Origin of the sequence: Leptospira venezuelensis, from assembly GCF_002150035.1 — a bacterium.
In the GTDB taxonomy this organism is placed as follows: domain Bacteria; phylum Spirochaetota; class Leptospiria; order Leptospirales; family Leptospiraceae; genus Leptospira_B; species Leptospira_B venezuelensis.
In genome coordinates this window covers 321,403-347,341 of the sequence record NZ_NETS01000011.1, presented here as the reverse complement: position 1 = coordinate 347,341, position 25,939 = coordinate 321,403, and the positions used below count along the sequence as shown (strand labels likewise).

Sequence of the window (25,939 nt, the reverse complement as noted above, 5' to 3'; positions counted from 1 at the left end):
GAAGTTTAAAGATTATAGAATGTATTTCTCCCTTTGTAAACCGCAGAAGAACCTAATTCTTCTTCGATTCTCAAAAGTTCGTTATATTTAGCGATCCTATCGGTCCTGGAAAGGGAACCAGTTTTGATCTGGCCCGCGTTCGTACCTACTGCGATATGCGAAATAGTTACGTCCTCGGTTTCTCCAGATCTATGGCTAATCACATTCGTATATTTGGCTTTTTTAGCCATATCGATGGACGCCAATGTTTCGGATAAACTTCCGATTTGGTTCACTTTGATCAGGATGGAATTGCCCACCTTTTGGGAAATTCCCTGAGAAAGTTTTTCTATATTGGTAACGAATAAATCATCACCTACGAGTTGGATCTTCTTACCCAATTTCTCGCTTAGAAGTTTCCAACCTTCCCAGTCGTTCTCATCCAGACCGTCTTCAATAGTAATGATCGGATACTTTGAGACTAGATTTGAATAGTATTCCACTAATTCTGCGCTGGAGAACTCTTTATTTCCTTCTCCGCCCAGAACGTACTTCTTCTTGGTTTTGTCAAAAAACTCGGAAGAAGCAGCGTCCAGACCCAATAATACGTCTTTTTCAGGCTTATAGCCCGCTTTTTCGATGGCTTGGAGAATAACTTCTAATCCTTCCAGGTTGCTTGCTAGGTCAGGTGCGAATCCACCCTCATCTCCAACTGCGGTATTCAGTTTTTTGGATTTAAGAACCGACTTGAGACTATGGAAAACTTCTGCCCCAACTCTTAAAGCTTCGCGGAAGCTATTTACTCCCACAGGTAGGATCATAAATTCTTGGAAGTCTACGTTATTGTCTGCGTGAGCTCCGCCGTTGATAATATTCATCATAGGAACTGGAAGTTCCTTTGCGAAGTTTCCACCAATATATCTGTATAGTGGAAGTCTAGTATGAGAAGCTGCCGCTTTTGCTACTGCAAGGGAAGTTCCAAGGATCGCGTTTGCACCTAATTTGGATTTGTTTTTGGTTCCGTCCTTGTCCAACATCAGGGAATCAATTCGGTTCTGGTCTAAAGCATCTTCACCGATTAGAACGTCTTTAATCTTTACGTTTACATTCTCGACAGCTTTCAGAACACCTTTGCCTAAATAACGGGATTTGTCTCCGTCTCTAAGTTCTACTGCTTCGTATTCTCCTGTGGATGCTCCAGAAGGGACTGCAGCTCTACCGAAAGAGCCATCTTCCAGTTTTACATCTACTTCAACCGTAGGATTGCCTCTGGAATCCATGATTTCGCGGGCGCGGATCGCCGAAATTTTGGAGGATTGGGACATGTGATTCTTATAATACCTATCTCTTATAGATTTTTCCTGAAATCCTTTTGTTATAGGGAAATAAATCAAGCGGGAAAAGGAGGAAAAAAGATTGCCTGGACTACCTATAAAGATAGAAATCCATCGATGAAAACGACAGAAAAGCATTCTATATTCTTTCATATCTCCTTCACAATACTATGTATCATAGTTCTATTACTTCCGATCCCTGCGACCAGCGGTTGGAGAATGTTTTTTCTGGTCCTAGTCTATAATATCTCTCTCCCTATTGTTGCCCAAGTGTGGGACCATGATCGTTGGATGGATATTTTCCTTTTTGTTTTGCCTGTTAGTATTCTACAGGTAATTCCGGATTGGTTTCTATCCAAGGTGCTTGGCATTTTAGTATTTCCGCCGGATGGATTTTATAAATTTGGAACAGTGTCCGCATACATGGCAGGACTCTGGACCATCCCGCTATTTATAATAGTATATGTTTCTACTCGATTTGAGAAAAGATATCCGGAAGCAAATCCGATCAGCAAATATCTATTAGCTGGAGTAAGCTCGTTTCTTATCTTTTTCTTATCCGAAGAATTTATGAGACTGATTCCAGTTTGGTATGCTCAGAATGTTTCTATGATCGGTCATACAGCGATCTACGTCTTGTTCCCTGAATTTGTTTTAGGTATCTTTGCAACATTTGCATATTTTCACACAGAGCATAAACCTTTCAGAACAAAATTACTTTGGGCGATCCCGACCATGTTTGTATATTTGGGTGCGCTCTCTTTCAGTTATCTATTTGTAGAAGGTGTCTGGAAAGTTTAAGATAGAATGAAGGTCCTGACTCAAATTTCTGAAATTAAAAACTTAGTCTCGGATCGAAATCCGGAAATTCTACATCTTCCTCCTGAGTTTGCAGAGAAGGTAGAGATAGATCCGAATTATTCTTATACGATTCAAAAAGAATTTAGTGTAGAAGGTAAGGCCACTTTTGAAAACAAGGATTCGGTAGTTAAAGTCAGTCCTGCTCAGAATGGAAAATCCGGATTTAGCTGGAATGGAATTCGATACGATCTGGATAGTGAGAAATGTAAAAAAGGAAATCATAATATACAGCTGGGAGAAGTGAAGGTGATAGAACATCCTCTAGCCTGGATGTTAGCCTTTGGTATTTATGCTGACTTTAGTTTAACTGAATCCAGTTTTCCTACTTTCGATTATTGTGACCGGGTCTATATGGATCAATTTAAAGGGAATTGGAGAAGGTTAGGAGAAAGGAAAAAAATCACAGTATCTTCTCCGTTTGCACTAGTATGGGATAAGGGGTATTGTATTTTAGAACCAGCGGTCCAGGACTCAAAAGGCCTTTTGATAGACCACCAAGTAGAATATCCCGGAACCACAGTTGGAAAATCCAGGATCGTGACAGAACTGACTCCTGAAAATTTTTCTTATTTTGGAGACGCAAGAACGACTGCGTTCCGTAATAAAAAGGACGCGGAAAGTTTTTACCAAATCGGACTTGCTGGAGGATTGAAAGATTATCCGTTCACCTTGGAAAATGTATTACTATTAGATGAAGATAAAATTTATAATATTCGGGACAAATTTAAGGACCCAAGGTCAGATTATAATTACGAATTCATCTGTCACGAGATGATAGATATCATTTCCTGGTTACGCTTTGTAGAAGAAAAATATGAGGGAAAGTTTTTTGGAAAGATGACAACCTTTCTTTTTGATCATCATAAGCAGATAGATATTGCTCAATTTTCCTGTAATCAGGACGAATTGAAAAAACATGGGATCAGAATCGGAAATTAATTTCATTAATATGATTTCCAAGAACCTAAAACTACTTGTAATAGAAACGGTTTCGTTTTAAAAAATCAAAACGAAGTCCAAATTTTCTCAAAAGAGGTTTTCAATGAGGATCGGAATATTACCGCTCTTATTTATTCTAACGATCGCAGTAAACTGCGTGGCGTTAAACACTACCGGATTAACGAATCGTTATAAAGGAAGTGAGGCAAAGGATAAAATAGAAGAGGCGGCTACTGTCGCGGCTCAATTATATGCGATTGGGACTGGAGACTTTTCAGGCTCTACTTATTTAAATAATATATATCTTCCACCAATTTTGGCAGGAATCAAGCCGGGCGAATATTACGCTAAGGAAGATGTAAATGCCTGTGTGGACGAGATTAAATTGTTTGGAGCATTGAAGCTTCAACCTTCTATCGCCGTACTGTTTGGGCAATGTTCAAACCTGCAGCCTGATAATAATGTGTATGGAAATGTAAACTAGTTCCGTTTCAATTGCAAGCTCCTCGGTCTGTAATAGGGCCGGGGACAAATTTCCCCAGTAAAAGACTTTTCACAGGCCCCGTCTCGCTGGACTTTGTTTTTAGCAATGTCCGACCGCCAACAATTCATCCGCAATTTCTCGATTATCGCCCATATTGACCATGGTAAGTCCACTTTAGCGGACAGACTTTTGGAAATAGGCAGGATTACTGATGATCGGACAAAAAAGGACCAGATCCTAGACTCCATGGATATTGAAAGGGAGAGAGGGATCACGATCAAGGCAAACAATGCCACCTTTAATTATACCGCCGCCGACGGTAATACATATACGATGAACCTGATCGATACTCCTGGTCACGTAGACTTTACCTACGAAGTATCTAGATCCTTAAAAGCATGCGAAGGTGTGCTTCTTATTGTAGATGCTAGCCAAGGAGTAGAGGCTCAGACTCTAGCTAACCTATATCTTGCGATGGAGCAAGACTTAGCAATCATACCAGTCATGAATAAGGTGGACCTTCCTGCCGCGGATGTGGAGAAGACCAAATTACAGATCGAAGACAGTTTAGGTTTAGATGCAGAGAATGCTGTGGCTATTTCGGCAAAAACTGGACTGAATGTCCAAGCAGTCTTAGAAGAAATCACAAGACAAATTCCACCGCCAAAAGGAAATCCAAAAGGTCCACTTAAAGCACTTATTTACGATTCATATTTCGATCCATACATGGGTGTTGTGATCAAGATCCGAGTATTCGACGGAACTGTCAAAAAAGGAGATCGAATCCTTTTGATGAGTAGCCAAAAGGATTTTACAGTCAACGAAGTTGGTATCAAAGGAATTGGTTTAACACCTACAGACTCTCTCACAGCGGGTGAAGTTGGCTATATTATAGCTGGTATCAAAAAAGTTTCTGATGCAAGAACTGGAGATACAGTAACATTATTTTCTAATCCAAGTACAGAAGCGGTTCCTGGCTATAAAGATGCAAAACCTATGGTGTTCGCAGGATTATTTCCTATTATGGGAGAACAATTCGAAGAATTAGTAGATGCGATCGAGAAGATGAAACTGAACGACGCAGCTCTTGTGTATGAAAAGGAAAGTTCTGCTGCGTTAGGGTTTGGATTCCGAGTCGGATATCTTGGACTTCTCCACATGGAGATCGTACAAGAAAGATTAGAAAGAGAATTCAATCTTGACCTGATCACTACTGCACCTTCCGTAAAATATACAATCCGAATGAAAAATGGTGAAGTATTCGATATAGATAACCCATCTAAATTTCCGGATCCTGTTTTTATTGAAGCTACAGAAGAGCCTTATGTAAAAGCGTCTATCATTACTCCGAATGAATACGTTGGAAATATCATGTCCTTGGCAATTGATAAAAGGGGAGTTCAGTTGGACACGGTTTATCTTTCTCAAGATAAGGTGCAGTTGACCTATGAGATCCCTCTTGCGGAGTTAATTTTCGAATTTTATGATAAACTAAAATCTCTCACCAGAGGTTATGCTTCCTTAGACTATGAACCGTGTGGATATAAGGCCTCAAGGCTCGTTAAAATGGATATTCTGGTAAACGGAGAATCTGTGGATGCACTTTCTATGATCGTTCACAGTTCCAAAGCAGAATCTCGAGGTAGAGAGATTATTGAAAAATTAAAAGAGATCATTCCTCGTCACCAGTTCATGATCCCGATCCAAGCTGCGGTTGGTGGCAAAATTCTCGCCAGAGAAAGTATTTCTGCCCTTCGTAAAAACGTTACCGCTAAATGTTACGGCGGAGATATTACCCGTAAGAAAAAACTTTTAGAGAAGCAGAAAGAAGGAAAGAAGAGGATGAAACAGATCGGAAACGTTGAAATTCCTCAAGAAGCCTTCTTAGCAGTCTTAAAAACCGGGGATTAATTTTTGAAAGACTCCGTTTTGCGTCCCCGCAGAACCGGAGTTGATTCCGTTCTAAAAGTTCGCTCCTCAGAATTATTTATCAAAAGAGAAGATCGAATCTTCTTTTCCCAAGGAACTAAGATCCGGAAATTAACCGGAATTTATAAAAGTTTAGAATCGAAACTCCGAACTGGGAAAATCCAAAAAATCATTTTGCAAGGGAATTTACATTCCAATGCGATACTTGCTGGGAGTTTGTTTTTTCGAGTTGTCGGAGTGCCTACAAAAATCCTGGGATATTCCAGGAACCCAGAGCTAATTACTCCTGCTTCTATCATTTCTAATCGATTTTCTAGCTTAGAATTGTATCCTACGAGGAAAGAATGGGAGAAAGCTGTCGAAGTTACTACAAATTCTCTCCCTTCTCGCGAATTTCTGGTCCCAGAATATCTATTCACGCATTCAGCTTTGCAAGGCGTGTCTTATCTTTGGGAAGAAATAGATCAAACTCATTATGACCGGATTGTTTTAGACGTTGGTTCTGGACTTACTTGGATTTCTGGAATTTTGTGGGGAAAACTTCCAATCACTGGGATTTGCCTCGGTCTACAAAAAGAGAAATTTGGCCATTGGATGAAATCGAATCTGTCGTCACTTCGACTTGGAAATATAGATCTTCCTTATGAAAACCTAATCGATCCAAAAAAAAGTTTAGAGGTAGATTTTACCTATGGAAATAAGGGAAATTATTGGTTGGAAAGATCTAAGGAATACCAGAGACGATTCGGAATCTATTTAGAGCCTATATATGCCGCTAAGTCTATCAGCATTATTGAATCTATGATGGAAAAAGGTGAGTTAGAAGGGCGGATTTTGTATATTTACCAAGGGGGAGTCCTACAAGGAGGAATAACGTCCATCTAACCCTAAATGTATAGAAGTGTTTCGTATAACTCTTTTGGGATAGAGCGAATTCTAAGTTTTCTTCAAAACAAAATTGACCTCGTTGCCAGTCGGAAAAATACATAACTTATCATTTATATTGGATTACCGATGAGAAAGATTCTACTTATATGTCTTAGCCTGTATTTATTACAGTGTACGACTACCGTTAAGATTATTACAGATCCTCCTGGATTGGATGTATATAACCAAAGCCAAAGACTTGGAAAAACACCAGTGGAAGTGGTGATGTCTGACGGTATATTTGAAAATTATTATTTAGAATTTAAAAAAGATCGCAAGTATTTAAGAAATGTTCGTATGGCAACCGAAATCAAAACCGGAGCCTTGGTTGGAGCGATTTGCTTTTTATTTCCAGTTCTTTGGGTAGTCGGACCTAAACCATACCAAGAATACACGATAGACAATGCATTCGACCAGAAGACAATGAATAAGGATTCTGCTTTAGTAGTTTCTAATTTACCTCAAGGTGTAGAAATGATCGTCGGGACTAAAGTGTTCGGAAAAAATAGTTCTGCTTATATAGAAGCGAATGAATATAAGGTAAAACTTTGTGACCACTTGAAATGTAACGATATAGGAAAACATCGTTTCGAGAAGGATAGTGGATATTTTTATCAATTAGACTCTTCTAATTCTAATCGTCAGTAAATTCCAGTTTAAAGGAATCGAAATCTCTGGGAAATTCATCGATCGGTTTGTGGTCGATTAGTTTCCCTTTTCCTTCTTTATATACATATCTTTTCTGTCCATAATCCTGTATTAGTCTGTTTTCAACATAAAGAATCCTATTGATTGAAAAAAATAGGGCAGTGAAAAAATTAGAAGTTTCGAATTCTTCTTTTACAAAGTGAGAACAGGAGGGTGACATTGGGCAAATTACATTTTGGAATTTGCTATCCTTTGTTTGGTGTTTTTGAATTCTATCTAATACGATATCAGTGAGAAAAAAACGATCCTCTGGATCTTCTTTGCGGACGGAAGACGCAGTTTGGCAAAATGAGAAGAATATTAGAAATAAGCATATTTGTATTCGTCCAATTTTGGAGTTTTGAAATATTCTCTTCTCCTCTGGACGTTTGTAATCTAAATCCTTCACAGTTAGATAGTTTACGTAACGCAACCTTTTATTACAAGTCAGAAAGATATCTGGAAGCTGAGATAGAACTCAATCGGATCTTGCAGTCGAATAAATGCAATCCCATTCGGATCTTCCACGTATTTACAATCCTAAAACAAAATAAGAATATAGATATACTATTCGAAGAGTCGGATTGGAAGGATATTCGCTTCCGGATCCTATACGATTTTTCTAATTTAGTTCGGTCCGGTAGAGATTTTGCAGAGATTCCTAAAGAAACGATTTCCTGCCTTTATCCAAATTGCAGATTAGAAGGACTCGAAGCTGTTTTAATGTCTTTGATTCAGGTAAAAGATTGGGAAAATTTGGAAACTTCTTCTTTTGGAAATTCTTCTAATACGTATTCAGAAGATGAATTCAAGAGATTTAGAGATTATTGGACCACTGAGCTAAAGAAGATCCAAGAAAGATCTAAGAATCCATATTTAGCAGGAGGGTTTTCGGCAATAATTCCAGGAACAGGGCAGGTATATGCGGATCAATTTGCAGAGGGAGTTACAGCCTTCTTTGTCAATTTAGTAGTTCTATCTGCAACTTATGCATTGTATGTAGCAGAACCTACAAACGTTTTGTTTTATCTTGTCTCAGGAGTTTCTTTGATAACTTACACAACTAATATAGTGGGAGCTTATTCGGCCGCGAATCGAAATAATAATTATTGGAAATATGAAACTTTGGAAGGGCTGAAGAAAAAATTTGTAAGTCTTTCCATTTTGGAAGAAGAGATCTTATTTAAACTTTTTCCGCTTTGAATAGGAACAAAAAAAGCCCTCTTTCGAAGGCCTTTTTCTTATTAGGAATCTCCCTAATTCTTAAGAAAGAATAAACTCTTTGTTTAGAACTCGGATAAAATCCCGTTTGATATCTTTAGGACAAGCAGCTTCGCACTCGTACTGGTTTGTACAATTTCCGAAACCTTCTTTATCCATTGCGTTTACCATGTTTTTCACACGTTCTTTTTTCTCCACTTGGCCCTGAGGAAGTAGCGCAAGGTGGGAAATTTTCGCAGAAACGAATAGCATAGCAGAAGCGTTTTTACAAGAAGCTACACATGCTCCACAACCGATACAGGTCGCAGCATCCATCGCAACGTCCGCGTCCTTTTTAGGAATAGGTAATGCGTTTGCGTCAGGAGCGCCGCCAGTATTGATGCTAACGAATCCTCCTGCTTGGATGATCCTGTCAAAACCACTGCGATCCACTACCAAATCTTTTAGAACTGGAAATGCTTTCGCTCTCCATGGCTCCAAGTAAATAGTGTCTCCATCTTTGAAAGTTCTCATATGAAGTTGGCAGGTGGTTACACCAGGAAGAGGGCCGTGAGCCTCTCCATTGATCATAATATTACAAGAACCGCAAATACCTTCTCTACAATCATGCTCGAACGCAATCGGATCTTCTCCTTTTACGATCAGGTCCTCGTTGACTACGTCCAACATTTCCAAGAAAGACATATCGGGAGAAACCCCTTTGGCATCGTAATTTACGATTTTGCCTTTCTCTTTAGCGTTTTTCTGTCTCCAGACTTTCAGTTTGAGGTCCATTATTTGTAGCTCCTCGTAGCGAGTTTAATATTCTCGAATTCCAGTTTTTCTCTGTGCTCTGTAGGTTTTGCACCCACACCTTTCCATTCCCAAGCAGTAGCATGACAGAATTTATCGTCGTCACGTTTTGCTTCTCCGTCATCCATTTGGTGTTCAGTTCGGAAATGGCCTCCACAAGATTCTTCTCTTGTGAGAGCATCTAAGCAAAGAAGTTCTCCGAATTCTAAGAAATCCGCAACTCTTCCTGCTTTTTCCAAGGATTGATTTAGATCAGAACCGGAACCTGGAACGTTTACATTCTTCCAGAATTCTTCTCTGATTTGAGGGATTTTGACTAACGCTTCTTTTAAGCTCTTATCATCCCTTGCCATACCGCAGTTATTCCACATGATCTTTCCAAGTTCTTTATGGAAAGAGTCGACAGTTCTTTTTCCTTTGATGGAAAGAAGTTTGTTTAATTGTGAATTTGAATCTGCCTCAGCTTTTTTGAATTCTGCATGGTCAGTAGAAGGAGTTTTTCCGAATCCAACTTCTGCCAAATAATTTCCTATTGTGTAAGGAAGAACGAAATATCCGTCTGCAAGTCCTTGCATCAAAGCAGAAGCCCCGAGTCTGTTTGCTCCGTGGTCAGAGAAGTTTGCTTCACCAATCACGAATAGACCTGGAAGATTACTCATCAGGTTATAATCCACCCAAAGCCCGCCCATTGTATAGTGAACTGCAGGGTAAATTCTCATAGGAACCTTATAAGGATTTTCTCCCGTAATCTGCTCATACATCTGGAAGAGGTTACCGTATCTTTCAGCGATTGTATGTTCTCCCAGACGATTAATAGCAGAAGAGAAGTCCAGATATACACCTTGGCCACCTGGTCCAACACCGAATCCAGCATCACAAACTTCTTTTGCTGAGCGGGAAGCGATATCACGAGGACAAAGGTTTCCGTAACTTGGGTATTTTCTTTCTAAGTAATAATCTCTTTCGCTCTCAGGGATATCCGCAGGGTTACGAGTATCTCCTTGTTTTTTAGGGACCCAGATACGTCCGTCGTTTCGTAGAGACTCAGACATCAAAGTTAATTTAGACTGATGGTCGCCTGAAACTGGGATACAAGTAGGGTGGATCTGAGTGTAACAAGGGTTAGCCATGAAAGCTCCCTTTTTATAAGCACGGAAAGTTGCAGTAACGTTAGATCCTTTTGCGTTTGTGGAAAGGTAGAATACGTTACCGTATCCACCGGAAGCAAGTACCACTGCATCAGCAGAATGAACTGTTACTTGGCCTGTGACCAGATCTCTGATCACAACACCTTTAGCATGACCGTCGATCACAACTAGGTCTAACATCTCAGTTCGAGGATACATCTTCACATTTCCTAAACCGATCTGTCTGGAAAGTGCTGAATAAGCTCCCAATAGAAGCTGTTGTCCTGTTTGACCTTTAGCGTAGAATGTACGGGAAACTTGAGCTCCACCAAAGGACCTATTATCCAAATGTCCGCCGTATTCTCTTGCGAATGGAACACCTTGAGCAACACATTGGTCGATGATGTTTGTAGAAACTTGAGCTAAACGATATACGTTCGCTTCTCTTGCTCTGAAGTCCCCACCTTTGATAGTGTCGTAGAACAAACGATAAACAGAGTCGCCATCGTTTTGGTAGTTCTTGGCTGCGTTGATACCACCTTGAGCTGCGATTGAGTGAGCTCTACGTGGGCTGTCTTGGAAGCAGAATGTTTTAACATTATATCCTAATTCTGCTAATGTAGCAGAAGCAGAACCGCCTGCTAGACCAGTTCCGATTACGATAACTGTGTATTTTCTTTTGTTAGCCGGGTTAACTAATTTGATATGAGATTTATAATCGTCCCATTTTTTTTCCAAGGGACCCGATGGGATTTTGGAATCTAAACTCATTATTGCGCTCCTGGAACTTTCACGAAGTTGAGAAGAATGGCAACCGGCATGGAAACATTGCCGATGAAGATGGTCAAAGCGTAGAGGATCGCAAATGCGTTCGTCTTAGGCGCCCAGAAGCTAGTGTTAAATCCAAGAGTTTGGAAGACACTCGTAACTCCATGACGAAGGTGAAACGCAAGCAAGGTCATCGCTACTATATAGGAAATAGAAACATAAACATTCTTAAATCCTAAAACTACCATGGAATAGACGTCATGTCTTTGAGTATCCCCGATGGTCTCTCGGAGTGCAAAGTTTTCCGGCTGAATCTTACCTAAAGTAAAATGAAGCAAATGGTATATTACGAAAGCTAATAATACGGAACCAGTTAAGGCCATATAACGAGAAGACAATGTAGCTTGGATCGTACTTTCTTTTACGTAGCCAACCGGTCTTGCCTTCTTGTTTTCAAGGGACAGTTTCAGAGCGTAGTAAACGTGTAATACGAATGCTAACAAAAGAATTCCGCGGGCTAACCATAATAGTCCGCCTAATTTGTGTAAGAACTCAGCGTAAGTGTTAATCTTATCCGGCTCTTGGAAGATCTGGAGGTTCCCCAGCATATGTACAAATACAAAGCCAAAGAGAATGATTCCGGTAATCGCAACGATAGTCTTTCTACCGATGGACGACCTTAGATATCCAGCTTGAAAATCCATTCAAAATCTCCTGTGAGGATCATGGGAAGAAGTCATCGATTTGTTTGAGGAAGGGAGTAAAAACGAAAGATCGAATTTAGAATCCCTCTACAAAGTAGGATAAAAAATCAGGTTCAGACGAAAAGCACTTTTAAACTAAAAGACAAAAAATGGACATTTGCCGAGGAATATTTAGACTTGGTCTCATTTAGTCCGATAGTGCGACGCGAAAATTCAAAAAACCGCAAATGATTTCTAAAGATCCGTTTCAGTCTTTATATAGAGAGCCCCTTCACGAGGGGAGGAAGGAAAAATTCTCCCCAGGCAAAAAAGGAGAAAGCACCGGCTATTTTTTATTCAGAGAATTTAGGCTTTCCCGAATTGCGTTCGGTGGATATAGAATTGGACTCGAAGATCCGGAACAAAAGGAAGCTCTAATTTTAGCGCTCAGATCTGGAATAAACGTTATCGATATTTCTGCTAATTACGGAGACGGGGAGGCGGAAAGTTTAGTCGGAAAGGTCCTGGATGAAAATTTCAAAAAGAAATATCTGAACCGAAAGGAACTTTTTATCATCACCAAGGCTGGATATATCCAGGGAAAAAATATGAAATTGGTCGAGGCCAAAGAAAAGGAGAAGGATCAATTTCCTGAAATCACATACTACCAACCTGGCTGCTATCATTGTATCTCTCCTAATTTTTTAGAAGACCAGTTAGAAAGATCCAGAAAACGTCTGGGCCTTTCCACTATTGACGCATTCTTATTGCATAACCCTGAATATTTCCTGAGCCATTCCGAAAAGAAGGGAGTTCCTAAAGAAGAAGCTCAGGCAGAATATTATCGTAGGATCAAGGAAGCGTTTCAATTTTTAGAGAAAGCCAGAAAAGAAGGAAAAATCCAGTTTTATGGAATTTCCAGTAATACTTTTCCGCTTCCCGAAGAGGAATATACTCATACTTCTTTGTCGAAGTGCCTACAAATCGCGGAGAAAATAGCGGGAAAAGAGAACGGATTTGCGGTTATCCAGTTCCCGGGGAATTGGTACGAAGACGGATTCCTAAGAAATCAATCCCAAGGCAAGACGTTGCTCGAAATCTGTAGTAACTTCGACCTTCTTCCCTTGATCAACCGACCACTCAACTCATTCCAAGCCGGAAAGGGAATGGTCCGACTTTCTTATACACCTCAAAGCCAAGCTCCAGATCAGTCGAAGTTACTACAAATCCTAGATCTCGAATCCTCTCTCATAGAACCTCTTTCTTCTAACCCGAACCGGAATTCACTTTCCAAGCTCTGGAAAACATCTGGGGAGAAGGTCCGCTCCGAAGAACAATTCCAGCTGCTTCTGCAAAAATCCTGGATCCCAATCTTAAGAGAGGTAATCGACGAAGTATATTCTGAAAAAGGAAAAGAATCAGCGGAAGAATACCTAAGAGTCCTGAACACAGCCCTTCCTTTATTGGAAGAACAAATACGGATCCGTTCTTCTGAAAACCTTTCCGGACTATATGAAAGTTTAGTCTCTCGATTCCATTCTAGCGGAGAAGCTCCTGAAAGTTTATCTTCTCTTATGGTTTTTCATCTGGCTTCTCTTCTTGAAAAAGGGGTCGTCCTTCTCGGAATGAGGAAAAGAAAATATGTCCGGGACATTCTTCCAATCTTCACAAATCAATTATCGCCAATCCCAAGATCGGAATGGGGAGAAAATGGAATTCGATCCTGAAATACTTTCCATATTAGAAAAAGTAAAACAAGGAGATGCAGACTCGAGCTTTGTCTATGCATGGGAAGAAGGAAGAAAGCTATATCTTAAAGGAAGATATTTCGAATTACATGAAGTATTCGAATTTCAATGGAAAAAGGAAGCAGGCGGCAGAAGACTTCTTCTACACGGGTGGATCCAACTTGCCATTTCCTTGAATAAAGTTTTCGTAAAACCGAATATACGCGGATCTAAAATGCAAGCGGAGAAGTCCAGGGAGAAGTTCTTAAAACTTTCAGAAACTGGAGAACTTTCTTCGATTGGTAGAGAGCAAATTGCTCTTATAATCTCTTATTTAGAAAAACTTTTAAGCAATTTTCAAAGTGAAGAAAGTTGGGGCCTCGAACAAATTAAAGAACTTTCCTTGCCTGAAATGAAAGAAAACGGCAAGGAATTGTTTTCAAGTTCTGTTTTCCCACCAAAATGACCCTATGGAAGTTTCGGATTCTCAAAATAAAAACCAAGAAAGCGGATTTTTTGAATCAGGTGGATATAAACTCCATTATACAAAAAGAGATAATGGAAAGGGTAGAGCATTACTTCTTCTTCATGGATTTATGGATTCTTCTCAAACTTTTTTGTTCCAAGAAGAATATTTATCCAAATATTTCGATCTTTATCGTTTTGATTATAGGGGACATGGGGATTCGGATTGGCTGAGGGAAGGTTTCTACCATTTCATGCTTCCTTTAGTGGATACCACTACATTCATCCAAAAATTTCTTCCTGAAAAATTCCATATACTCGGACATTCTATGGGAGGGGGGCTTGGTTCTCGAATTGCAGGTCTCTACCCAGAAAGAGTTCAAAGTCTTGTATCTTTGGAAGGTTTTAGTTCTCTCCAAGATCCTGAAAAGGAAAGAAGAAGGTTCCTTGGTTGGTTGGAAAATTGGGAACAAAGTCTCGCGGGAAAGGATAGAAAGCGCCAAAAAAATTTTAAATCTGTAGAAGATGCAGCAGCAAGACTTGCACCTATCTATCCAAGACTTCCAAAAGAAAGACTTCTCAAAATCACCGAAACATTAACAAGACCGGCAGAAGAGGGGGGGTATATGTGGAAGAGTGACCCTTCTTATAAAAATGGTCCTCCTGTATTTTTAAGTCCTCAATTCACTCGACATCTTTGGGAAACTATTTCCTGTAATGTTCTCGTTGTATATGGACAAAAGACTCATCTTGCTCTGGATGATAGCAAGGAAGTATTCTCACATATTAGGAATTTAAAATATACTGAAATAGAAGATGCAGGTCATAATATGCATCATGATCGGCCGGAAATTCTCGAAAGTATACTTGAGGAATTCTACGTAACAAATTTAAAGTAAACGAATTTTAAATATGTTTATGTGTCGGGTAACGTATTTTTTACTCACGCATGTTTAGTACGAAAAATCCGGAGACATAAAAAAATTCCTGAGTTTTTTCAAAAAACACTTGTACTTTTATCGTACCGGAATAGTTTTCCTCCAACGTTTTGTAGTTAGGGGCGAACATGGTAAGCAGCAAATTTAAAGAACAAATGGAAAGATACGTAAACTACCGAGGAATTGATATCATCCTTCATTTAAAAGATGGTTCTATCATCGAATTAGATAAAAACAGAAGACTCGTAGGCGAAGAGATCGTGTATTTTCCACAAAAAGCGAATCCTAGTAAAATTTCTCTCACCATGATCCAAAAAGCGGATCTATTTGTCGCATAATCTAAAGCGACGAATCCCTTTAATTTGACCAAAACGACACCGGGGAATCACCCGGTGTTTGTTTATATAAGCCTTACGCTAAGGTCTGGATTAATTCTTCAATCTCTTTGATCTTATCAAAATCCTTTTCAGTATAATTCAAGAATATATCGTATTCTACATCAGAAACACGATCACACTTGATCACTTTCATCGGAATATCGATGGAACCAGAGACACTGATTGTTCCTACTTGCAGAGCAAGATTCGTTCCTGGTTCCCAAGGAATATCCGTTCTATGGACAATTCCTACGAGAACATTTTCGGCAATCCTCAGTTTAGAACTTTCTAAGACCTGAAAGCCTACATTAAGAGTGGAGGGGATTCTATTGTATTTCATGGCGGTTTTCCTCCCGGTTTTCTAAGATAGCTTAGATTAAGTCGCTTACGTTCCGATTAAGATCGTTTTACGATCCTGAAATATTCGGACAAAGAGGCGATTACCCTATTTATAGCAAATTCTATACCAGTAATCTTATATTAGTTCCCGGACAAAAAGAAAATCGTGCAATGCACTAAAATATTAAGTCACTTTCTAATATAGCGAACAAATACCTGTGTTTAGCGGAGAAGGAGCTCGGTCTTGCCGGGATTTGAGATTCAAATCTTCTTATTTTGTCGAAGTTACTACATGGCAGATATTTTCACCAATCCCGAATCTTCTTCTATATTGCTAATTTATTAAGCGAATTGGAAGTATTCCATTCGTCTTTGGAAATTATTTATTCCAGAATTTGCGAAAGCAGATACGATCATGAGCGAGGATTACGATCTTCTGAAATTAAATCAGTTTCAGAAAATCGAAATCATCTCTCCGAGAAAATATAAACTGAAGTTTTTTATCTAAAAATAGCTTAGTAAAGAATTCTGGTCTTAAGAGATCCAGGATGTCTTTCTATTCTTTCTTTTAGTTCATCACCTACGCTCATATTGATTACCATAGAGAGGTAACCAATTTCAGCACTCGTTCCTAAATGTTGAGAGCTGATATTTGCTCCAATTTCAGAAACCATACTGTTGATATCCTTCAAGAACCCAGGTTGGTTTTTGTGAACGTTCAGTATTCTATACATTCCCTGAGGAATTGGATTTAATTCCAGATGAGGAAAGTTCACTGCAAAAGTAGTGGAACCATTGTTTACAAACTTCAAAAGTTTAGAAGCAACTTCAGTTCCAATATTTTTTTGGGCTTCTTCCGTAGAACCGCCAATATGAGGGGTCAAAATTACGTTTTGCAGATTTTGTAATGGTGTAATAAATGGATCGCTATTGGATTCAGGTTCTTGAGGGAAAACATCCACTCCAGCTCCTGCAATATGCCCTGACTTAATTGCTTCCGCCAAAGCTTCCAAATCAACAACCTTCCCCCTGGAAAGGTTGATAATATAAGCACCTTTTTTCGTGGCTTTGATTTCCTTGGCTGCATAAAGGTTAGTAGTTTCCGGAAGTTCAGGCACGTGAAATGTAACAAAATCAGACGTGGAAAGTAATTCCTCATAAGAATTGAGAGGAGTTGCATTTCCTAAAGGAAGAACTGTTTGTGTGTCGTAGTAGACTACTTTCAAACCCATTGCTTCCGCAAGTACGGAAACCTGGCTTCCAATATGGCCATAACCTACGATTCCTAAAGTTTTTCCACGAACCTCAAAACAGTTCTTAGATATTTTATTCCAAATCCCTGCGTGTGTATTTCGAATATGGTCTGGGACCCTTCTTGCTAACATTACAACTTCTGCAATTACGAGTTCCGCGACTGAACGTGTATTGGAATAAGGCGCGTTGAATACTGGGATCCCTTTCTTCTCCGCTTCTATTAAATCCACTTGGTTTGTTCCGATACAGAAACAACCTACAGTCATAAGTCGTTTTGCCTTGGCTAAAACAGGTGCAGTCAGATTGGTTTTACTCCGGATCCCCAGAACATGAATGTTCTCGATTTCTTTCGAAAGTTCGTCTTCGCTAAGTGCTTGGGGGAGAAGGCGGACATTAAAACCGTCTTTTTGAAAGAGTTGGAATGCGTCTTGGTGTACATTCTCTAAGAGGAGGACGTTTATCTTTTCTTTCGGGTAGGAAATCATAGTTCTATTACCATGGAACGTATCCTTGGCTTCTCTGAAAACGGATTTTTTACTTCACCTTTGGGAGATCGTGAGAAGAATGGAAAGGAAATCACAAGGAGACCGCCTTTAAATGATCCGTTCTAGTTTCTCTTTTTTACAAGTTTCTCTCTTTGCCGTGTTTTTTGCAGTTTTCTTGAATTCCTGCTCGGCTCGGGTCCAAGTCCTTCCAGAACCTGTAGTAGAGCAGACACTTTTCAGAAGTGGTCCTATCTGTCCGGGAGCGATTTTCTGCAGTGTTGGAAAACCAGGTTCCTTGAATTTTAAAGGAATCTTGGTAAATAAGACAGGGGAGAAGCCAATCTTCTTAGAATACTATATGAGTTCTTTCGAGGAAAGTTTTCCAATCGGGATTTCTATGAAGTTAGACCAAACCTGGCATAATCTCAGAAAAACCTCTACTGATTATGGTGACACTGTTCGTGTAGTTTCCATTCTTCCGGCAGATGTGGCGGATAAATTACTTTCTGCGAAAGAAGTTCAGTTCAGCTTTTCTTCGAGAGACAATACAAGCACATTCACTTTAAGTTCTTCCAATACAGAAAGTTTGAAATCTCTATTGAAAGACTTAAAGGAAAAGTTGGATACTCAAGCTAGGCTAACAATTACAAATCACTAAATGATCTTATTCCGGTCTCATCAGAGGGAATAAGATGGTATCGCGGATAGATTGAGAATTTGTGAGTAACATCACTAAACGATCTATCCCGATCCCAAGACCTCCAGTAGGAGGCATTCCATATTCGAGTGCTCGGATATAATCCTCGTCCATCATGAATGCCTCATCGTCTCCAGCTTCTCTTTGTTTTACTTGATCCTCGAATCTTTCTTTTTGATCGAATGGATCGTTCAACTCTGAAAATGCGTTTCCGATCTCTCTACCTACGATATAAGGTTCAAATCTTTCCACATACCCTGGATTTTCAGGGTTCGATTTCGCTAATGGAGAAAGTTCTTTAGGATAATCTGTCACGAACACTGGTTGGATCAGATTTGGTTCCGCTTTTTCGGAGAAAACCTCGTCCGCCACTTTCCAAATAGAAGTACATTTACTTGCATCTACTTTTACGGAACTTGCTTTTTCTTTAGCTTCTTCCAGAGTTTTTACCTGAGAGAAATCGATTCCTGAATATTCTTTAATAATATCAACGTATTTGACTCTTCTCCAAGGAGAGCTAAGGTCTACTAGATCATTTCCGTATTTGATCTTAAGAGTTCCGCAGATCTTTTCGGCAACAGTAGTGATTAGTTTTTCAGTTAGTTCTAACATTTTGCCCATATCGCCGTAAGCCATATACGCTTCCATCATAGTGAACTCAGGATTGTGCTTGGTAGAAATACCTTCGTTCCGAAAGTTACGGTTTAATTCGAAAACCCTATCTAATCCACCAACGATCAAACGTTTCAGATATAATTCAGGAGCTATCCTTAAGAATAATTGCATATCCAATGTATTATGGTGAGTGACGAAAGGCCTTGCTGCCGCGCCCCCCGCAATTGGTTGCATCATAGGAGTTTCCACTTCCAAAAATCCTTCGGAAGTTAGGAAATTACGGATCTCAGATACAATTCTACTGCGTGTGATAAAAGTATCTCTGACATGGTCGTTTACTACCAAGTCCACATAACGCATTCTATATCTTTGTTCCACATCAGCAAATGCGTCGTATATCACTCCGTCTTTCTCTTTTACAACCGGAAGTGGACGAACACATTTTGCAAGCAATGTAACCGAAGTTAAATGAAGGGTAGTCTCTCCCTTTTGCGTTTGGAAAAGATAACCTTCTATCCCGATAAGATCTCCTAAGTCTAAACTTTTGAAAAGAGTATAATTCTCTTCTCCCAGATCATCTCTGGTTGCATAAAGTTGGATGACTCCTGACTTATCTTTTAAATGAGCAAAACTTGCCTTTCCCATCACACGTTTGGAATGCAAACGTCCGCCTAATAAAAACTTTTTCTCAGGGCCTGTCGGAGTTTTAGAATACATCTCTATCAAAGATGCTGAATCTGAATCTGGGAAGAATCGGATCGGGTAAGGATCTACTCCCTTCTCCTTTAGATTTTTGATCTTCTCGATTCTTTGTTGGATGAGTTCGTTTGTTTCTTTTAAGTCGTGGGACATTTTAATTTCCTAATAGTATCAAATATAAATGTTTCGAGAGTCTTCCTAAGATGGATTCCAGGCTTTTCGGTTTTGTAAACCAATCCCAGGAACCGATCCCTTCGCTCACTTTGGAGACTGCTATATAAATTCCAGCAGGTTCTAACACGTTTCTATATAATTTTAACAGGGTTGCAGAATCGTATTCTTTTCCTATCAAAAGAAAAGTTTTCCACTGACGATCTAACGCGATCTTTAAGAGAGTTTTAGGGAATTCCTGGGGGCCAGATTCTACTGTATAAACTAAGATCTTGGTTTCATCTACCCCTAAGGAAACCAAGAAACTTTGTAAAGAAGTCGTAGGATCTCCTACAAGTCCCAAATCAGAATCTTGGTTGGGTGGAGAATGAAGAATTACGATCACAGGAGCGAGGCCCTTCTTCCATAAAGCAGCTGCCTGCTTGAATTTATCTTTTTTACCTGTTTCAATTGCTTCTAAAACAAGCGCGTCCGATTTTTTAGGATCTGCTTTTGAAACTAAAAGATAAGGAGAAGAGAAGAATAAGATCAGAAATAGGATCAATAATCCGAAAAAGCCGTATGAGACTAGTTTGGCTTTATCTAAAAAATCTTTAACGGAAAGAGCACCCGATGCCATAGTTTTACCGAGGGTTGGTTTTTCGAAATGGGGAAAGAGTTTTAGGTAGGACGAATTGCTCGAGAGGGGACTCGAACCCCTACACCGAACCGGCACAAGCACCTCAAGCTTGCGTGTCTACCAATTCCACCACCCGAGCGGTCGCGATTGACAGACTGGGTGACTAGGCTCCAGTGTCAAGGAAATTCAACCAGGACTGGGATTAGACCAATTCGTACTTTTTCTTCTGCTTTTTATCTTCCGGATCCAGGATGAATTCTTCCGGATGGAATACAATATTCCAATATCTTTTGGAATAAGCTACCACTCCAATACTTAAGATTAGGACTAATACATAACCTGAATATTCCGGATGATGGAAGAAATGATTTTCAGGTAAGGTCGGGCCGATCAAAGGTAAGGTCATATACCATAGAACAGCGGCTGCAACAAGACCAACTCCAATCTTACCCCACCAATTTGGTTTTCCTTGAATCCCTCTTTTTAAATATAGAAATCCACCCAACCAGACTCCTAAAACTTCTCTTAGGATATAGATGAGAAGAATCCAAAGAGGAAATTGGTAATAATGAACAATTACCGAAAGTCCACCAATAGTAACGAACTTATCACAGATCGGGTCTAGATATTTTCCCAAGACAGATTCTTGAGAGAGAAGGCGAGCTAGAAACCCGTCTAGAAAGTCTGTAAGCACTGCAAGAATGCAGGTGCCTATTGCTAAAAATAAATATTCGCTACTACGAGGAGACTCGATATGTTTGCGAGTAAATTGTATAAAAAAAGGAAGAAGTAAAACTCTAGAGACGGATAGAAAATTCGAAAGAGTAAACACCCTCTCTTCGAGTAGATCCTTTGGTTTTTTTTCGTGAAGCATCTAATAAAGCCGTCGGTCGGAAAATCTCCGCTATTGGAAAGGCTATGGAAGGGACTTAAAAATTCATCCCTTTTTCAGATAAACGAATTGACCCCCGAGCCCGCTCAGAAATTATGTTCTTCATAAAAGGAGCTGTAGCTCAGCTGGTTAGAGTGCCTGCCTGTCACGCAGGATGTCGCGGGTTCGAGTCCCGTCAGCTCCGGAAATTTCCCCTTCATTCTATAACTTGACTCGAAGCTTTTGTGCGTAAGCAATCGTAGCGACCCATAGGGAGTGTAAACGATTGCGACGCAAGACAGGATGTCGAAGCGAGCGCAAAAGACGCCGTGGAGCCGAGTTTGCCAGGACGGCAAACTGCGTAACGGCGAGTCCTACAGTACGTGAAATTTCGTCAGAAATTTCCATACTCCAAATTCGCACCTACAGAAGACCAACCTCATAAAGCGATCGAAGATCGCGCAAACTAGATAAACTAATCAGATAAACTCTTCCGAGTCCTTTTTAATAATAATTTCCCCAATTTCTTCCAAATCACGTAATGCGGTAAGAACAGAATTTCTTGCATCAGTGATCTCTTTCAAGGTCACTTTTCCTCGGATATCCATACTTTCTAGAATATCATTGGCTCTGTTTTTAGACATTGCTTCGAAGAAATGAGCCTTTATTTGGTCAGAGGCTCCTCTAAGCGCGATCGCTATCAGATCGTCATCTCCAATACGATTGATGAGTAATCTCATCTCTTTCGAGTTTAGAAGAAGTACATCTTCGAATGTGTATAATTTTTCACGGACCTGAGAGGCAAGCTCAGGAGATTGTTCTTCTAATTCTTTCAGAATCGTTTCTTCCAAAGATTTATCCATATGATTCAGGATATTTGCAAGAGCTTCCGCTCCTCCTGCTTCGCTGAATTCGGATTTGTCTCTTTGTTCGTATTTTTTCTTCAGAACTTTTGCGATCTGACGTATTGCATCCGGATGGGTTTTAGTAGTATTTGCAAGCCTAAGGGCAACCTTACTCTGCAATTCTTTGGGCAAAAACTTAAGTGTTTCGGCAGCTTTTTTAGGATGTAAAAATGCAAGTGTGACTGCAATGGTTTGAGTATGTTCCGGAGCGAGTAGGTGAGCAAGAGTTTGGGGTTCAGCGTCGTTTAAAAAGGAAAAATCCTCTTCAGTATCTTTTCTATCCAGTTTTCCTAAGATGTTTTCGGACTTCTCTTTTCCGAGCGATTTCTGGAGTAATTCTCTCGCAGTTTCTATCCCACCTCTGGACTCTGCAGCTAGGTCTTTAAGTGAACCTTGGAAATCTAAAAGAACTTCTTCTTTTTCGGATTTGCTGATTGTTTTGATCTTAGCCATTTCCTGGACGATCTCTTCAATCAACTTCTCATCTAGTTGGGCCAATGCCTTTGCAGCAGCATCCTTGTCTAAGGATAGAAGTAGCATTGCTGCTTTTTTAACTTTTTGATCTCTTATTTTAAGATTGGAATCCTGATCCACTGTTTCTTCGCCCACTAAAAAATCAGGCAAGTAACCGAAGAGGATGTTCCAGAAAATTTCGAAACACTTCCAACCAACCGGCTCCCACCGCGCCGTCTACCACTCTATGATCACAGGAAAGGCAGACTGAAAGAGTTTTTCCGGGGACTATACTTCCGTTTTTGATTACCGGTTTGGACACCACATTTCCTACTGCGAGGATTGCGGCCTCTGGTTCGTTGATCACAGCTGCAAAACGATTCACTCCGAACATTCCCAAATTGGAAACAGTGAAGGTTCCATCTGAAAACTCTTCCGGTTTGAGTTTTCGTTCCCTGGCACGAGAAGCAAGCTCTTTTACCGCCCTACCAATTTCCAAAACAGACCTTTTATCTGCATTCCTCACATAAGGAGTAATAAGCCCGCCCTCGATAGAAACAGCGACTCCCACATCTACTCTTCCATGTTTTAAGATATGATCTTCTCTCCAGGAAGAATTTACTTCTGGAACTTTTAGAAGGGCAAGCGCAGAAGCTCTTATGATAAAATCATTGATACTGAGTTTGATTTCTTCTCCTGATTCTTTTAGATCTGAGTTAAAATTTTCTCTCAATTGAACGAGTGCATCCACATCAATTTCCATATCCAAATAGAAATGAGGCTGGTGGGTTTTTGAATGAACCAATCGAGATGCGATCGTCTTTCTCATTCCCGAAATTGGAAGTTTCTCTTCTTGTATTTGCACTCCGGCAAATGGAGAAGTTCCGCTTGCGGAAAATGCAGAGATCCCGTTTTCAATATCTCGTTTAATAATTCTTCCGTCTGGTCCGCTTCCTCTGATCTTAGAAAGATCGATCCCACCTTCTTCTGCTAAACGTTTTGCTAAGGGAGAAACCTTGATTCTTCCTTCCAAAGCCCCTGGAGAAAGCCCTCTTGAAATGGAACTCTCTTTAGGTACTGGAACCTCTTCCTCCTGAGGTTCAGGGGTTGTCGAAGATACTGCATTTTCTGTCTTTTTAGGCGCTGGACTTGGAGAAGGTGAGGGTGAGGTCGAAGGAGCTGCAACCGGAGTAGAAGTTGCCGAAGCCGTAGATCTGGATTTTGCTTCAGAAAGTAGGGAGGTGATATCTTCTCCCGCCTTTCCAATGATGGCAACCGGGGCTCCCACGGGGAGTTTGGCACCTTCCTGGGCTAAAATTTCTAAAATTACCCCGGAGTCAAATGCCTCCATTTCCATGACCGCTTTGTCAGTTTCGACCTCGGCTAAAATTTCTCCTGGAGCGACTGAATCACCCTTCTTCTTTAGCCATTTTACCAAAACACCTTCCGACATAGTCGGAGAAAGTTGGGTCATTTCGGAGATTTTCGCCATCTATTTTTCCTATTTATAATATAGTAATATTTAAATATTATGATTTATTTAATCATTTCTCTGACTTTTTTTATTATCTTCTCTTCACTCGGCAAAGAGGATTTTTCCAGATTTGCTGCATAAGGCATAGGCACATCTTCCTGGGTGATCCTTTCAATTGGAGAATCCAGATAATCGAACGCTTCTTTTTGGATGAGGTAGGCTACTTGCGCCCCGAATCCTGCCACATTCCAGCCTTCTTCCACAATAAGTGCTCTGTTCGTTTTTCTCACGGAAGCCAAAATCCCTTCCTCATCCAAAGGTCTTATACTTCTTAGATCTAAAACTTCTACTGAAATTCCTTCCTTTGCCAGTTTTTCTGCAGCAGGAAGAACATACATGAGAGCTCTGGACCAACTGATGATCGTAAGTTGTGTACCTTCTCGTTTGATATCCGATTTTCCCATCGTGATCAAAAATTCTCCTTCCGGAACTTCTCCTTTGGAGCCGTAGAGAACTTCACTTTCGATAAAGATGGTTGGATTATTATCTCTGATAGAAGTTTTCAAAAGTCCGTAAGCATCTGACGGAGTATAAGGTGCGAGCACTTTGAGTCCGGGAATATGAGCATACCAACTTTCGAATGACTGAGAGTGTTGAGCAGCAAGTCTTCCTCCCGCACCTCCAGCCCCTCTGAATACGATCGGGATCGGAAATTGTCCCGCACTCATATAATTCATTTTTGCTGCTGAGTTGATGATCTGATCAATTGCAACAAGTGAGAAGTTCCAAGTCATAAATTCTATGATTGGTCTAAGCCCCACCATTGCTGCTCCAATCCCAACTCCAGCAAATCCGTTCTCAGAAATTGGAGTATCGATCACTCTTCTTTCGCCAAACTTGGCAAGCATTCCTTGAGAAACTTTATAAGCTCCTTCGTAATGTCCTACTTCTTCTCCCATGAGAAAGATATTCGGATCCTTCTCCATTTCTTCCGTCATGGCGCGGTTGAGTGCTTCTCTATAAGTGAGTACTGCCATTATGCATTCTCCGCATAAACATGCTTGTACAACCAACCAAGAGGTGGTTCTTCACTTTTTTCTGCAAAGTCAACCGAGTCTTCTACTGTTTTGAGAATGATTTCGTCCATCTTGGTTAAATCTTCTTGGGCCCAACCTGCAGTGAGTAAATCTTTCTCTGCTTTGATAAGAGGATCGCCTTGTTTATATTTATCTAATTCTTCTTTGGTCCTATATTTGGCTGGATCTGACATGGAGTGTCCTCTGAATCTGTAAGTGGAAATTTCCATGAGGGTAGGACCTTCTCCTCTTCTTGCTCTTTCCACAGCGACTCTAACATGCTCTCTAACTTTTCTAACCTCATCACCTTCGATATGGTCTCTTGCGATATCATATGCCGCAGCTCTTACGGAAACATCTTTGACGGAGAGAGCTCGATACTCAGGAGTCCCCATCGCGTAGTGATTATTCTCGCAGATCATAACTAAAGGAAGTTTCCAGATAGCGGCTAAGTTCATTCCTTCATGGAAGGATCCAATGTTTGCTGCACCTTCTCCGAAAAAACATAATGTTACTGCTCCGTCCCCTCGGTATTTAGATGCGTATGCTATACCTGCAGCAAGTGAGATATGGCCACCTACGATCCCGTGTCCCCCCATGAAGTTTTTCTTTTTATCGAAGAAGTGCATGGAGCCGCCGTTACCTGAAACGATCCCAGTTTTTTTACCGTATAACTCGGCCATAAGTGCTTTAGGTTCCAGACCTCTGGCGAGTGCATGCCCATGATCTCTATAGGTGGATACTATATAATCTTTTTGTTCTAGTGCGGAGATTGCTCCCACACCTACAGCTTCTTGACCGATGTATAAATGGCAGAAGCCGCCGATTTTACCCATACTATACGCTTTTGCGGAAGCTTCTTCGAAGCGGCGGATTAAAAGCATTTGTCTGTATAATTCTAATAGATCTTCGGTTTCTTTTTTTGTTTTAGGTTGGCTCATAGTACTTTAGGAAATGCGAAAACAATCGCAAAATATCTTCTTAGAACTAGGATATGCAAACTGATTTCGAAAATTTTGGAAAAAAAATGAAAAGCTAATAAT

Annotated in this window: 25 protein-coding genes and 2 tRNA genes; 13 read left to right on the top strand and 14 right to left on the bottom strand. The window is 40.2% G+C overall.

All coding sequences use genetic code 11. From position 1 onward, the window contains the following. Positions 1-5 precede the first annotated feature (5 nt). Positions 6-1,304 carry a phosphopyruvate hydratase gene (eno, locus tag B1C82_RS17875; protein ID WP_086448946.1) on the bottom strand — a complete coding sequence of 433 codons (1,299 nt, stop codon included), beginning with the start codon at positions 1,302-1,304 and terminating at the stop codon, positions 6-8. Between eno and B1C82_RS17870 the strand changes: the two genes are divergently transcribed. The 7 genes from B1C82_RS17870 (at position 1,305) to B1C82_RS17835 (ending at position 8,343) form a co-directional block, all read left to right on the top strand. Then, positions 1,305-2,114, top strand: a complete 810-nt coding sequence (locus tag B1C82_RS17870) for a DUF6989 domain-containing protein (protein ID WP_086449346.1) — start codon at positions 1,305-1,307, stop codon at positions 2,112-2,114. A 6-nt stretch (positions 2,115-2,120) separates the two neighbouring features. After that, the gene (locus B1C82_RS17865; protein WP_086448945.1) at positions 2,121-3,113 is read left to right on the top strand and encodes a UDP-3-O-acyl-N-acetylglucosamine deacetylase; all 993 of its coding nucleotides are present in this window, start codon (positions 2,121-2,123) and stop codon (positions 3,111-3,113) included. A 103-nt stretch (positions 3,114-3,216) separates the two neighbouring features. Beyond that, positions 3,217-3,597 (top strand): TIGR04452 family lipoprotein, encoded by a 381-nt coding sequence (locus tag B1C82_RS17860; protein ID WP_086448944.1) that lies wholly within the window; start codon positions 3,217-3,219, stop codon positions 3,595-3,597. Between the two features lie 105 nt (positions 3,598-3,702). After that, the gene (gene lepA / locus B1C82_RS17855) at positions 3,703-5,508 is read left to right on the top strand and encodes a translation elongation factor 4 (RefSeq protein ID WP_086448943.1); all 1,806 of its coding nucleotides are present in this window, start codon (positions 3,703-3,705) and stop codon (positions 5,506-5,508) included. Positions 5,509-5,511: 3 nt separating this feature from the next. Then, positions 5,512-6,411: a PALP domain-containing protein gene (locus B1C82_RS17850; RefSeq protein WP_086448942.1), complete on the top strand. Its 900-nt coding sequence runs from the start codon at positions 5,512-5,514 to the stop codon at positions 6,409-6,411. A gap of 129 nt (positions 6,412-6,540) precedes the next feature. Beyond that, on the top strand, positions 6,541-7,101 hold the full coding sequence (locus B1C82_RS17845; RefSeq protein ID WP_086448941.1) for a hypothetical protein: 561 nt from the start codon (positions 6,541-6,543) through the stop codon (positions 7,099-7,101). A gap of 348 nt (positions 7,102-7,449) precedes the next feature. After that, positions 7,450-8,343: a hypothetical protein gene (locus tag B1C82_RS17835; protein WP_086448939.1), complete on the top strand. Its 894-nt coding sequence runs from the start codon at positions 7,450-7,452 to the stop codon at positions 8,341-8,343. A gap of 60 nt (positions 8,344-8,403) precedes the next feature. Here B1C82_RS17835 and B1C82_RS17830 read toward each other — a convergent pair whose 3' ends face one another. The 3 genes from B1C82_RS17830 to B1C82_RS17820 are packed head-to-tail and all read right to left on the bottom strand — an operon-like array spanning position 8,404 to position 11,752. Then, a complete protein-coding gene (locus B1C82_RS17830) occupies positions 8,404-9,135 on the bottom strand; it encodes a succinate dehydrogenase/fumarate reductase iron-sulfur subunit (RefSeq protein WP_086448938.1) in 732 nt (243 codons plus the stop codon). After that, positions 9,135-11,051, bottom strand: a complete 1,917-nt coding sequence (locus B1C82_RS17825) for a fumarate reductase/succinate dehydrogenase flavoprotein subunit (protein WP_086448937.1) — start codon at positions 11,049-11,051, stop codon at positions 9,135-9,137. Before B1C82_RS17825 ends, B1C82_RS17830 begins: the two co-directional genes overlap by 1 nt. Next, positions 11,051-11,752, bottom strand: coding sequence for a succinate dehydrogenase cytochrome b subunit (locus B1C82_RS17820; protein WP_086448936.1), 702 nt, complete (start codon positions 11,750-11,752; stop codon positions 11,051-11,053). The genes B1C82_RS17825 and B1C82_RS17820 overlap by 1 nt, the downstream gene beginning before the upstream one ends. Positions 11,753-11,979: 227 nt before the next feature. On the opposite strand from B1C82_RS17820, the gene B1C82_RS17815 reads away from it, so the two are divergent. From B1C82_RS17815 to B1C82_RS17800, 4 genes are all read left to right on the top strand, one after another. Next, positions 11,980-13,458, top strand: a complete 1,479-nt coding sequence (locus B1C82_RS17815; RefSeq protein ID WP_086448935.1) for an aldo/keto reductase — start codon at positions 11,980-11,982, stop codon at positions 13,456-13,458. After that, positions 13,442-13,924, top strand: coding sequence for a DUF309 domain-containing protein (locus tag B1C82_RS17810; RefSeq protein WP_086448934.1), 483 nt, complete (start codon positions 13,442-13,444; stop codon positions 13,922-13,924). The genes B1C82_RS17815 and B1C82_RS17810 overlap by 17 nt, the downstream gene beginning before the upstream one ends. Positions 13,925-13,928: 4 nt before the next feature. Beyond that, on the top strand, positions 13,929-14,822 hold the full coding sequence (locus tag B1C82_RS17805) for an alpha/beta fold hydrolase (RefSeq protein ID WP_086448933.1): 894 nt from the start codon (positions 13,929-13,931) through the stop codon (positions 14,820-14,822). 167 nt (positions 14,823-14,989) lie between these two features. Beyond that, positions 14,990-15,199, top strand: coding sequence for a hypothetical protein (locus B1C82_RS17800; protein WP_008590531.1), 210 nt, complete (start codon positions 14,990-14,992; stop codon positions 15,197-15,199). A 73-nt stretch (positions 15,200-15,272) separates the two neighbouring features. Here the strand turns inward: B1C82_RS17800 and B1C82_RS17795 are convergent, their stop codons facing one another. Further along, entirely contained in the window at positions 15,273-15,578 is a 306-nt protein-coding gene (locus tag B1C82_RS17795) for a PilZ domain-containing protein (RefSeq protein WP_167373773.1), read from the bottom strand. 514 nt (positions 15,579-16,092) lie between these two features. After that, entirely contained in the window at positions 16,093-17,316 is a 1,224-nt protein-coding gene (gene serA / locus B1C82_RS17785) for a phosphoglycerate dehydrogenase (RefSeq protein WP_086448932.1), read from the bottom strand. Between the two features lie 112 nt (positions 17,317-17,428). Here serA and B1C82_RS17780 point away from each other — a divergent pair, with 112 nt between their 5' ends. Further along, on the top strand, positions 17,429-17,974 hold the full coding sequence (locus B1C82_RS17780; protein WP_086448931.1) for a hypothetical protein: 546 nt from the start codon (positions 17,429-17,431) through the stop codon (positions 17,972-17,974). A 6-nt stretch (positions 17,975-17,980) separates the two neighbouring features. On the opposite strand, the gene lysS is transcribed toward B1C82_RS17780, so the two are convergent. From lysS to B1C82_RS17760, 4 genes are all read right to left on the bottom strand, one after another. Further along, positions 17,981-19,480 carry a lysine--tRNA ligase gene (lysS, locus tag B1C82_RS17775; RefSeq protein WP_086448930.1) on the bottom strand — a complete coding sequence of 500 codons (1,500 nt, stop codon included), beginning with the start codon at positions 19,478-19,480 and terminating at the stop codon, positions 17,981-17,983. Position 19,481: 1 nt separating this feature from the next. Continuing rightward, positions 19,482-20,117: a hypothetical protein gene (locus B1C82_RS17770; protein ID WP_086448929.1), complete on the bottom strand. Its 636-nt coding sequence runs from the start codon at positions 20,115-20,117 to the stop codon at positions 19,482-19,484. A gap of 56 nt (positions 20,118-20,173) precedes the next feature. Further along, a tRNA-Leu gene (locus B1C82_RS17765) sits at positions 20,174-20,256 on the bottom strand. A gap of 63 nt (positions 20,257-20,319) precedes the next feature. Next, positions 20,320-20,991 (bottom strand): CDP-alcohol phosphatidyltransferase family protein, encoded by a 672-nt coding sequence (locus B1C82_RS17760; protein WP_086448928.1) that lies wholly within the window; start codon positions 20,989-20,991, stop codon positions 20,320-20,322. Between the two features lie 128 nt (positions 20,992-21,119). Between B1C82_RS17760 and B1C82_RS17755 the strand changes: the two genes are divergently transcribed. Next, positions 21,120-21,193: transfer RNA gene (locus B1C82_RS17755), tRNA-Asp, on the top strand. A 274-nt stretch (positions 21,194-21,467) separates the two neighbouring features. Here the strand turns inward: B1C82_RS17755 and fliG are convergent. From fliG to pdhA, 4 genes are read right to left on the bottom strand one after another with little or no spacing between them, the layout of a single operon-like run. Next, on the bottom strand, positions 21,468-22,487 hold the full coding sequence (gene fliG, locus B1C82_RS17750) for a flagellar motor switch protein FliG (RefSeq protein WP_167373783.1): 1,020 nt from the start codon (positions 22,485-22,487) through the stop codon (positions 21,468-21,470). 22 nt (positions 22,488-22,509) lie between these two features. Next, complete coding sequence (locus B1C82_RS17745) at positions 22,510-23,838, bottom strand: pyruvate dehydrogenase complex dihydrolipoamide acetyltransferase (protein ID WP_086448926.1); 1,329 nt, start codon at positions 23,836-23,838, stop codon at positions 22,510-22,512. Positions 23,839-23,882: 44 nt separating this feature from the next. Then, positions 23,883-24,857: a pyruvate dehydrogenase complex E1 component subunit beta gene (locus tag B1C82_RS17740; protein ID WP_086448925.1), complete on the bottom strand. Its 975-nt coding sequence runs from the start codon at positions 24,855-24,857 to the stop codon at positions 23,883-23,885. After that, positions 24,857-25,837 carry a pyruvate dehydrogenase (acetyl-transferring) E1 component subunit alpha gene (gene pdhA / locus B1C82_RS17735; RefSeq protein WP_086448924.1) on the bottom strand — a complete coding sequence of 327 codons (981 nt, stop codon included), beginning with the start codon at positions 25,835-25,837 and terminating at the stop codon, positions 24,857-24,859. Before pdhA ends, B1C82_RS17740 begins: the two co-directional genes overlap by 1 nt. Between the last annotated feature and the right edge of the window lie 102 nt (positions 25,838-25,939).

Excerpts from the sequence above, each read along its gene's own strand:
- B1C82_RS17740 (WP_086448925.1), bottom strand. The coding sequence starts at position 24,857 with ATGGCAGTACTCACTTATAGAGAAGCACTCAACCGCGCCATGACGGAA.
- B1C82_RS17865 (WP_086448945.1), top strand. The coding sequence starts at position 2,121 with ATGAAGGTCCTGACTCAAATTTCTGAAATTAAAAACTTAGTCTCGGAT.
- serA (WP_086448932.1), bottom strand. The coding sequence starts at position 17,316 with ATGATTTCCTACCCGAAAGAAAAGATAAACGTCCTCCTCTTAGAGAAT.
- B1C82_RS17860 (WP_086448944.1), top strand. The coding sequence starts at position 3,217 with ATGAGGATCGGAATATTACCGCTCTTATTTATTCTAACGATCGCAGTA.
- B1C82_RS17780 (WP_086448931.1), top strand. The coding sequence starts at position 17,429 with ATGATCCGTTCTAGTTTCTCTTTTTTACAAGTTTCTCTCTTTGCCGTG.
- B1C82_RS17760 (WP_086448928.1), bottom strand. The coding sequence starts at position 20,991 with ATGCTTCACGAAAAAAAACCAAAGGATCTACTCGAAGAGAGGGTGTTT.
- B1C82_RS17770 (WP_086448929.1), bottom strand. The coding sequence starts at position 20,117 with ATGGCATCGGGTGCTCTTTCCGTTAAAGATTTTTTAGATAAAGCCAAA.
- B1C82_RS17810 (WP_086448934.1), top strand. The coding sequence starts at position 13,442 with ATGGAATTCGATCCTGAAATACTTTCCATATTAGAAAAAGTAAAACAA.
- B1C82_RS17805 (WP_086448933.1), top strand. The coding sequence starts at position 13,929 with ATGGAAGTTTCGGATTCTCAAAATAAAAACCAAGAAAGCGGATTTTTT.
- lysS (WP_086448930.1), bottom strand. The coding sequence starts at position 19,480 with ATGTCCCACGACTTAAAAGAAACAAACGAACTCATCCAACAAAGAATC.
- B1C82_RS17815 (WP_086448935.1), top strand. The coding sequence starts at position 11,980 with ATGATTTCTAAAGATCCGTTTCAGTCTTTATATAGAGAGCCCCTTCAC.
- B1C82_RS17825 (WP_086448937.1), bottom strand. The coding sequence starts at position 11,051 with ATGAGTTTAGATTCCAAAATCCCATCGGGTCCCTTGGAAAAAAAATGG.
- eno (WP_086448946.1), bottom strand. The coding sequence starts at position 1,304 with ATGTCCCAATCCTCCAAAATTTCGGCGATCCGCGCCCGCGAAATCATG.
- B1C82_RS17745 (WP_086448926.1), bottom strand. The coding sequence starts at position 23,838 with ATGGCGAAAATCTCCGAAATGACCCAACTTTCTCCGACTATGTCGGAA.
- lepA (WP_086448943.1), top strand. The coding sequence starts at position 3,703 with ATGTCCGACCGCCAACAATTCATCCGCAATTTCTCGATTATCGCCCAT.
- pdhA (WP_086448924.1), bottom strand. The coding sequence starts at position 25,837 with ATGAGCCAACCTAAAACAAAAAAAGAAACCGAAGATCTATTAGAATTA.
- B1C82_RS17820 (WP_086448936.1), bottom strand. The coding sequence starts at position 11,752 with ATGGATTTTCAAGCTGGATATCTAAGGTCGTCCATCGGTAGAAAGACT.
- B1C82_RS17845 (WP_086448941.1), top strand. The coding sequence starts at position 6,541 with ATGAGAAAGATTCTACTTATATGTCTTAGCCTGTATTTATTACAGTGT.
- B1C82_RS17835 (WP_086448939.1), top strand. The coding sequence starts at position 7,450 with ATGAGAAGAATATTAGAAATAAGCATATTTGTATTCGTCCAATTTTGG.
- B1C82_RS17830 (WP_086448938.1), bottom strand. The coding sequence starts at position 9,135 with ATGGACCTCAAACTGAAAGTCTGGAGACAGAAAAACGCTAAAGAGAAA.
- B1C82_RS17800 (WP_008590531.1), top strand. The coding sequence starts at position 14,990 with ATGGTAAGCAGCAAATTTAAAGAACAAATGGAAAGATACGTAAACTAC.
- B1C82_RS17795 (WP_167373773.1), bottom strand. The coding sequence starts at position 15,578 with ATGAAATACAATAGAATCCCCTCCACTCTTAATGTAGGCTTTCAGGTC.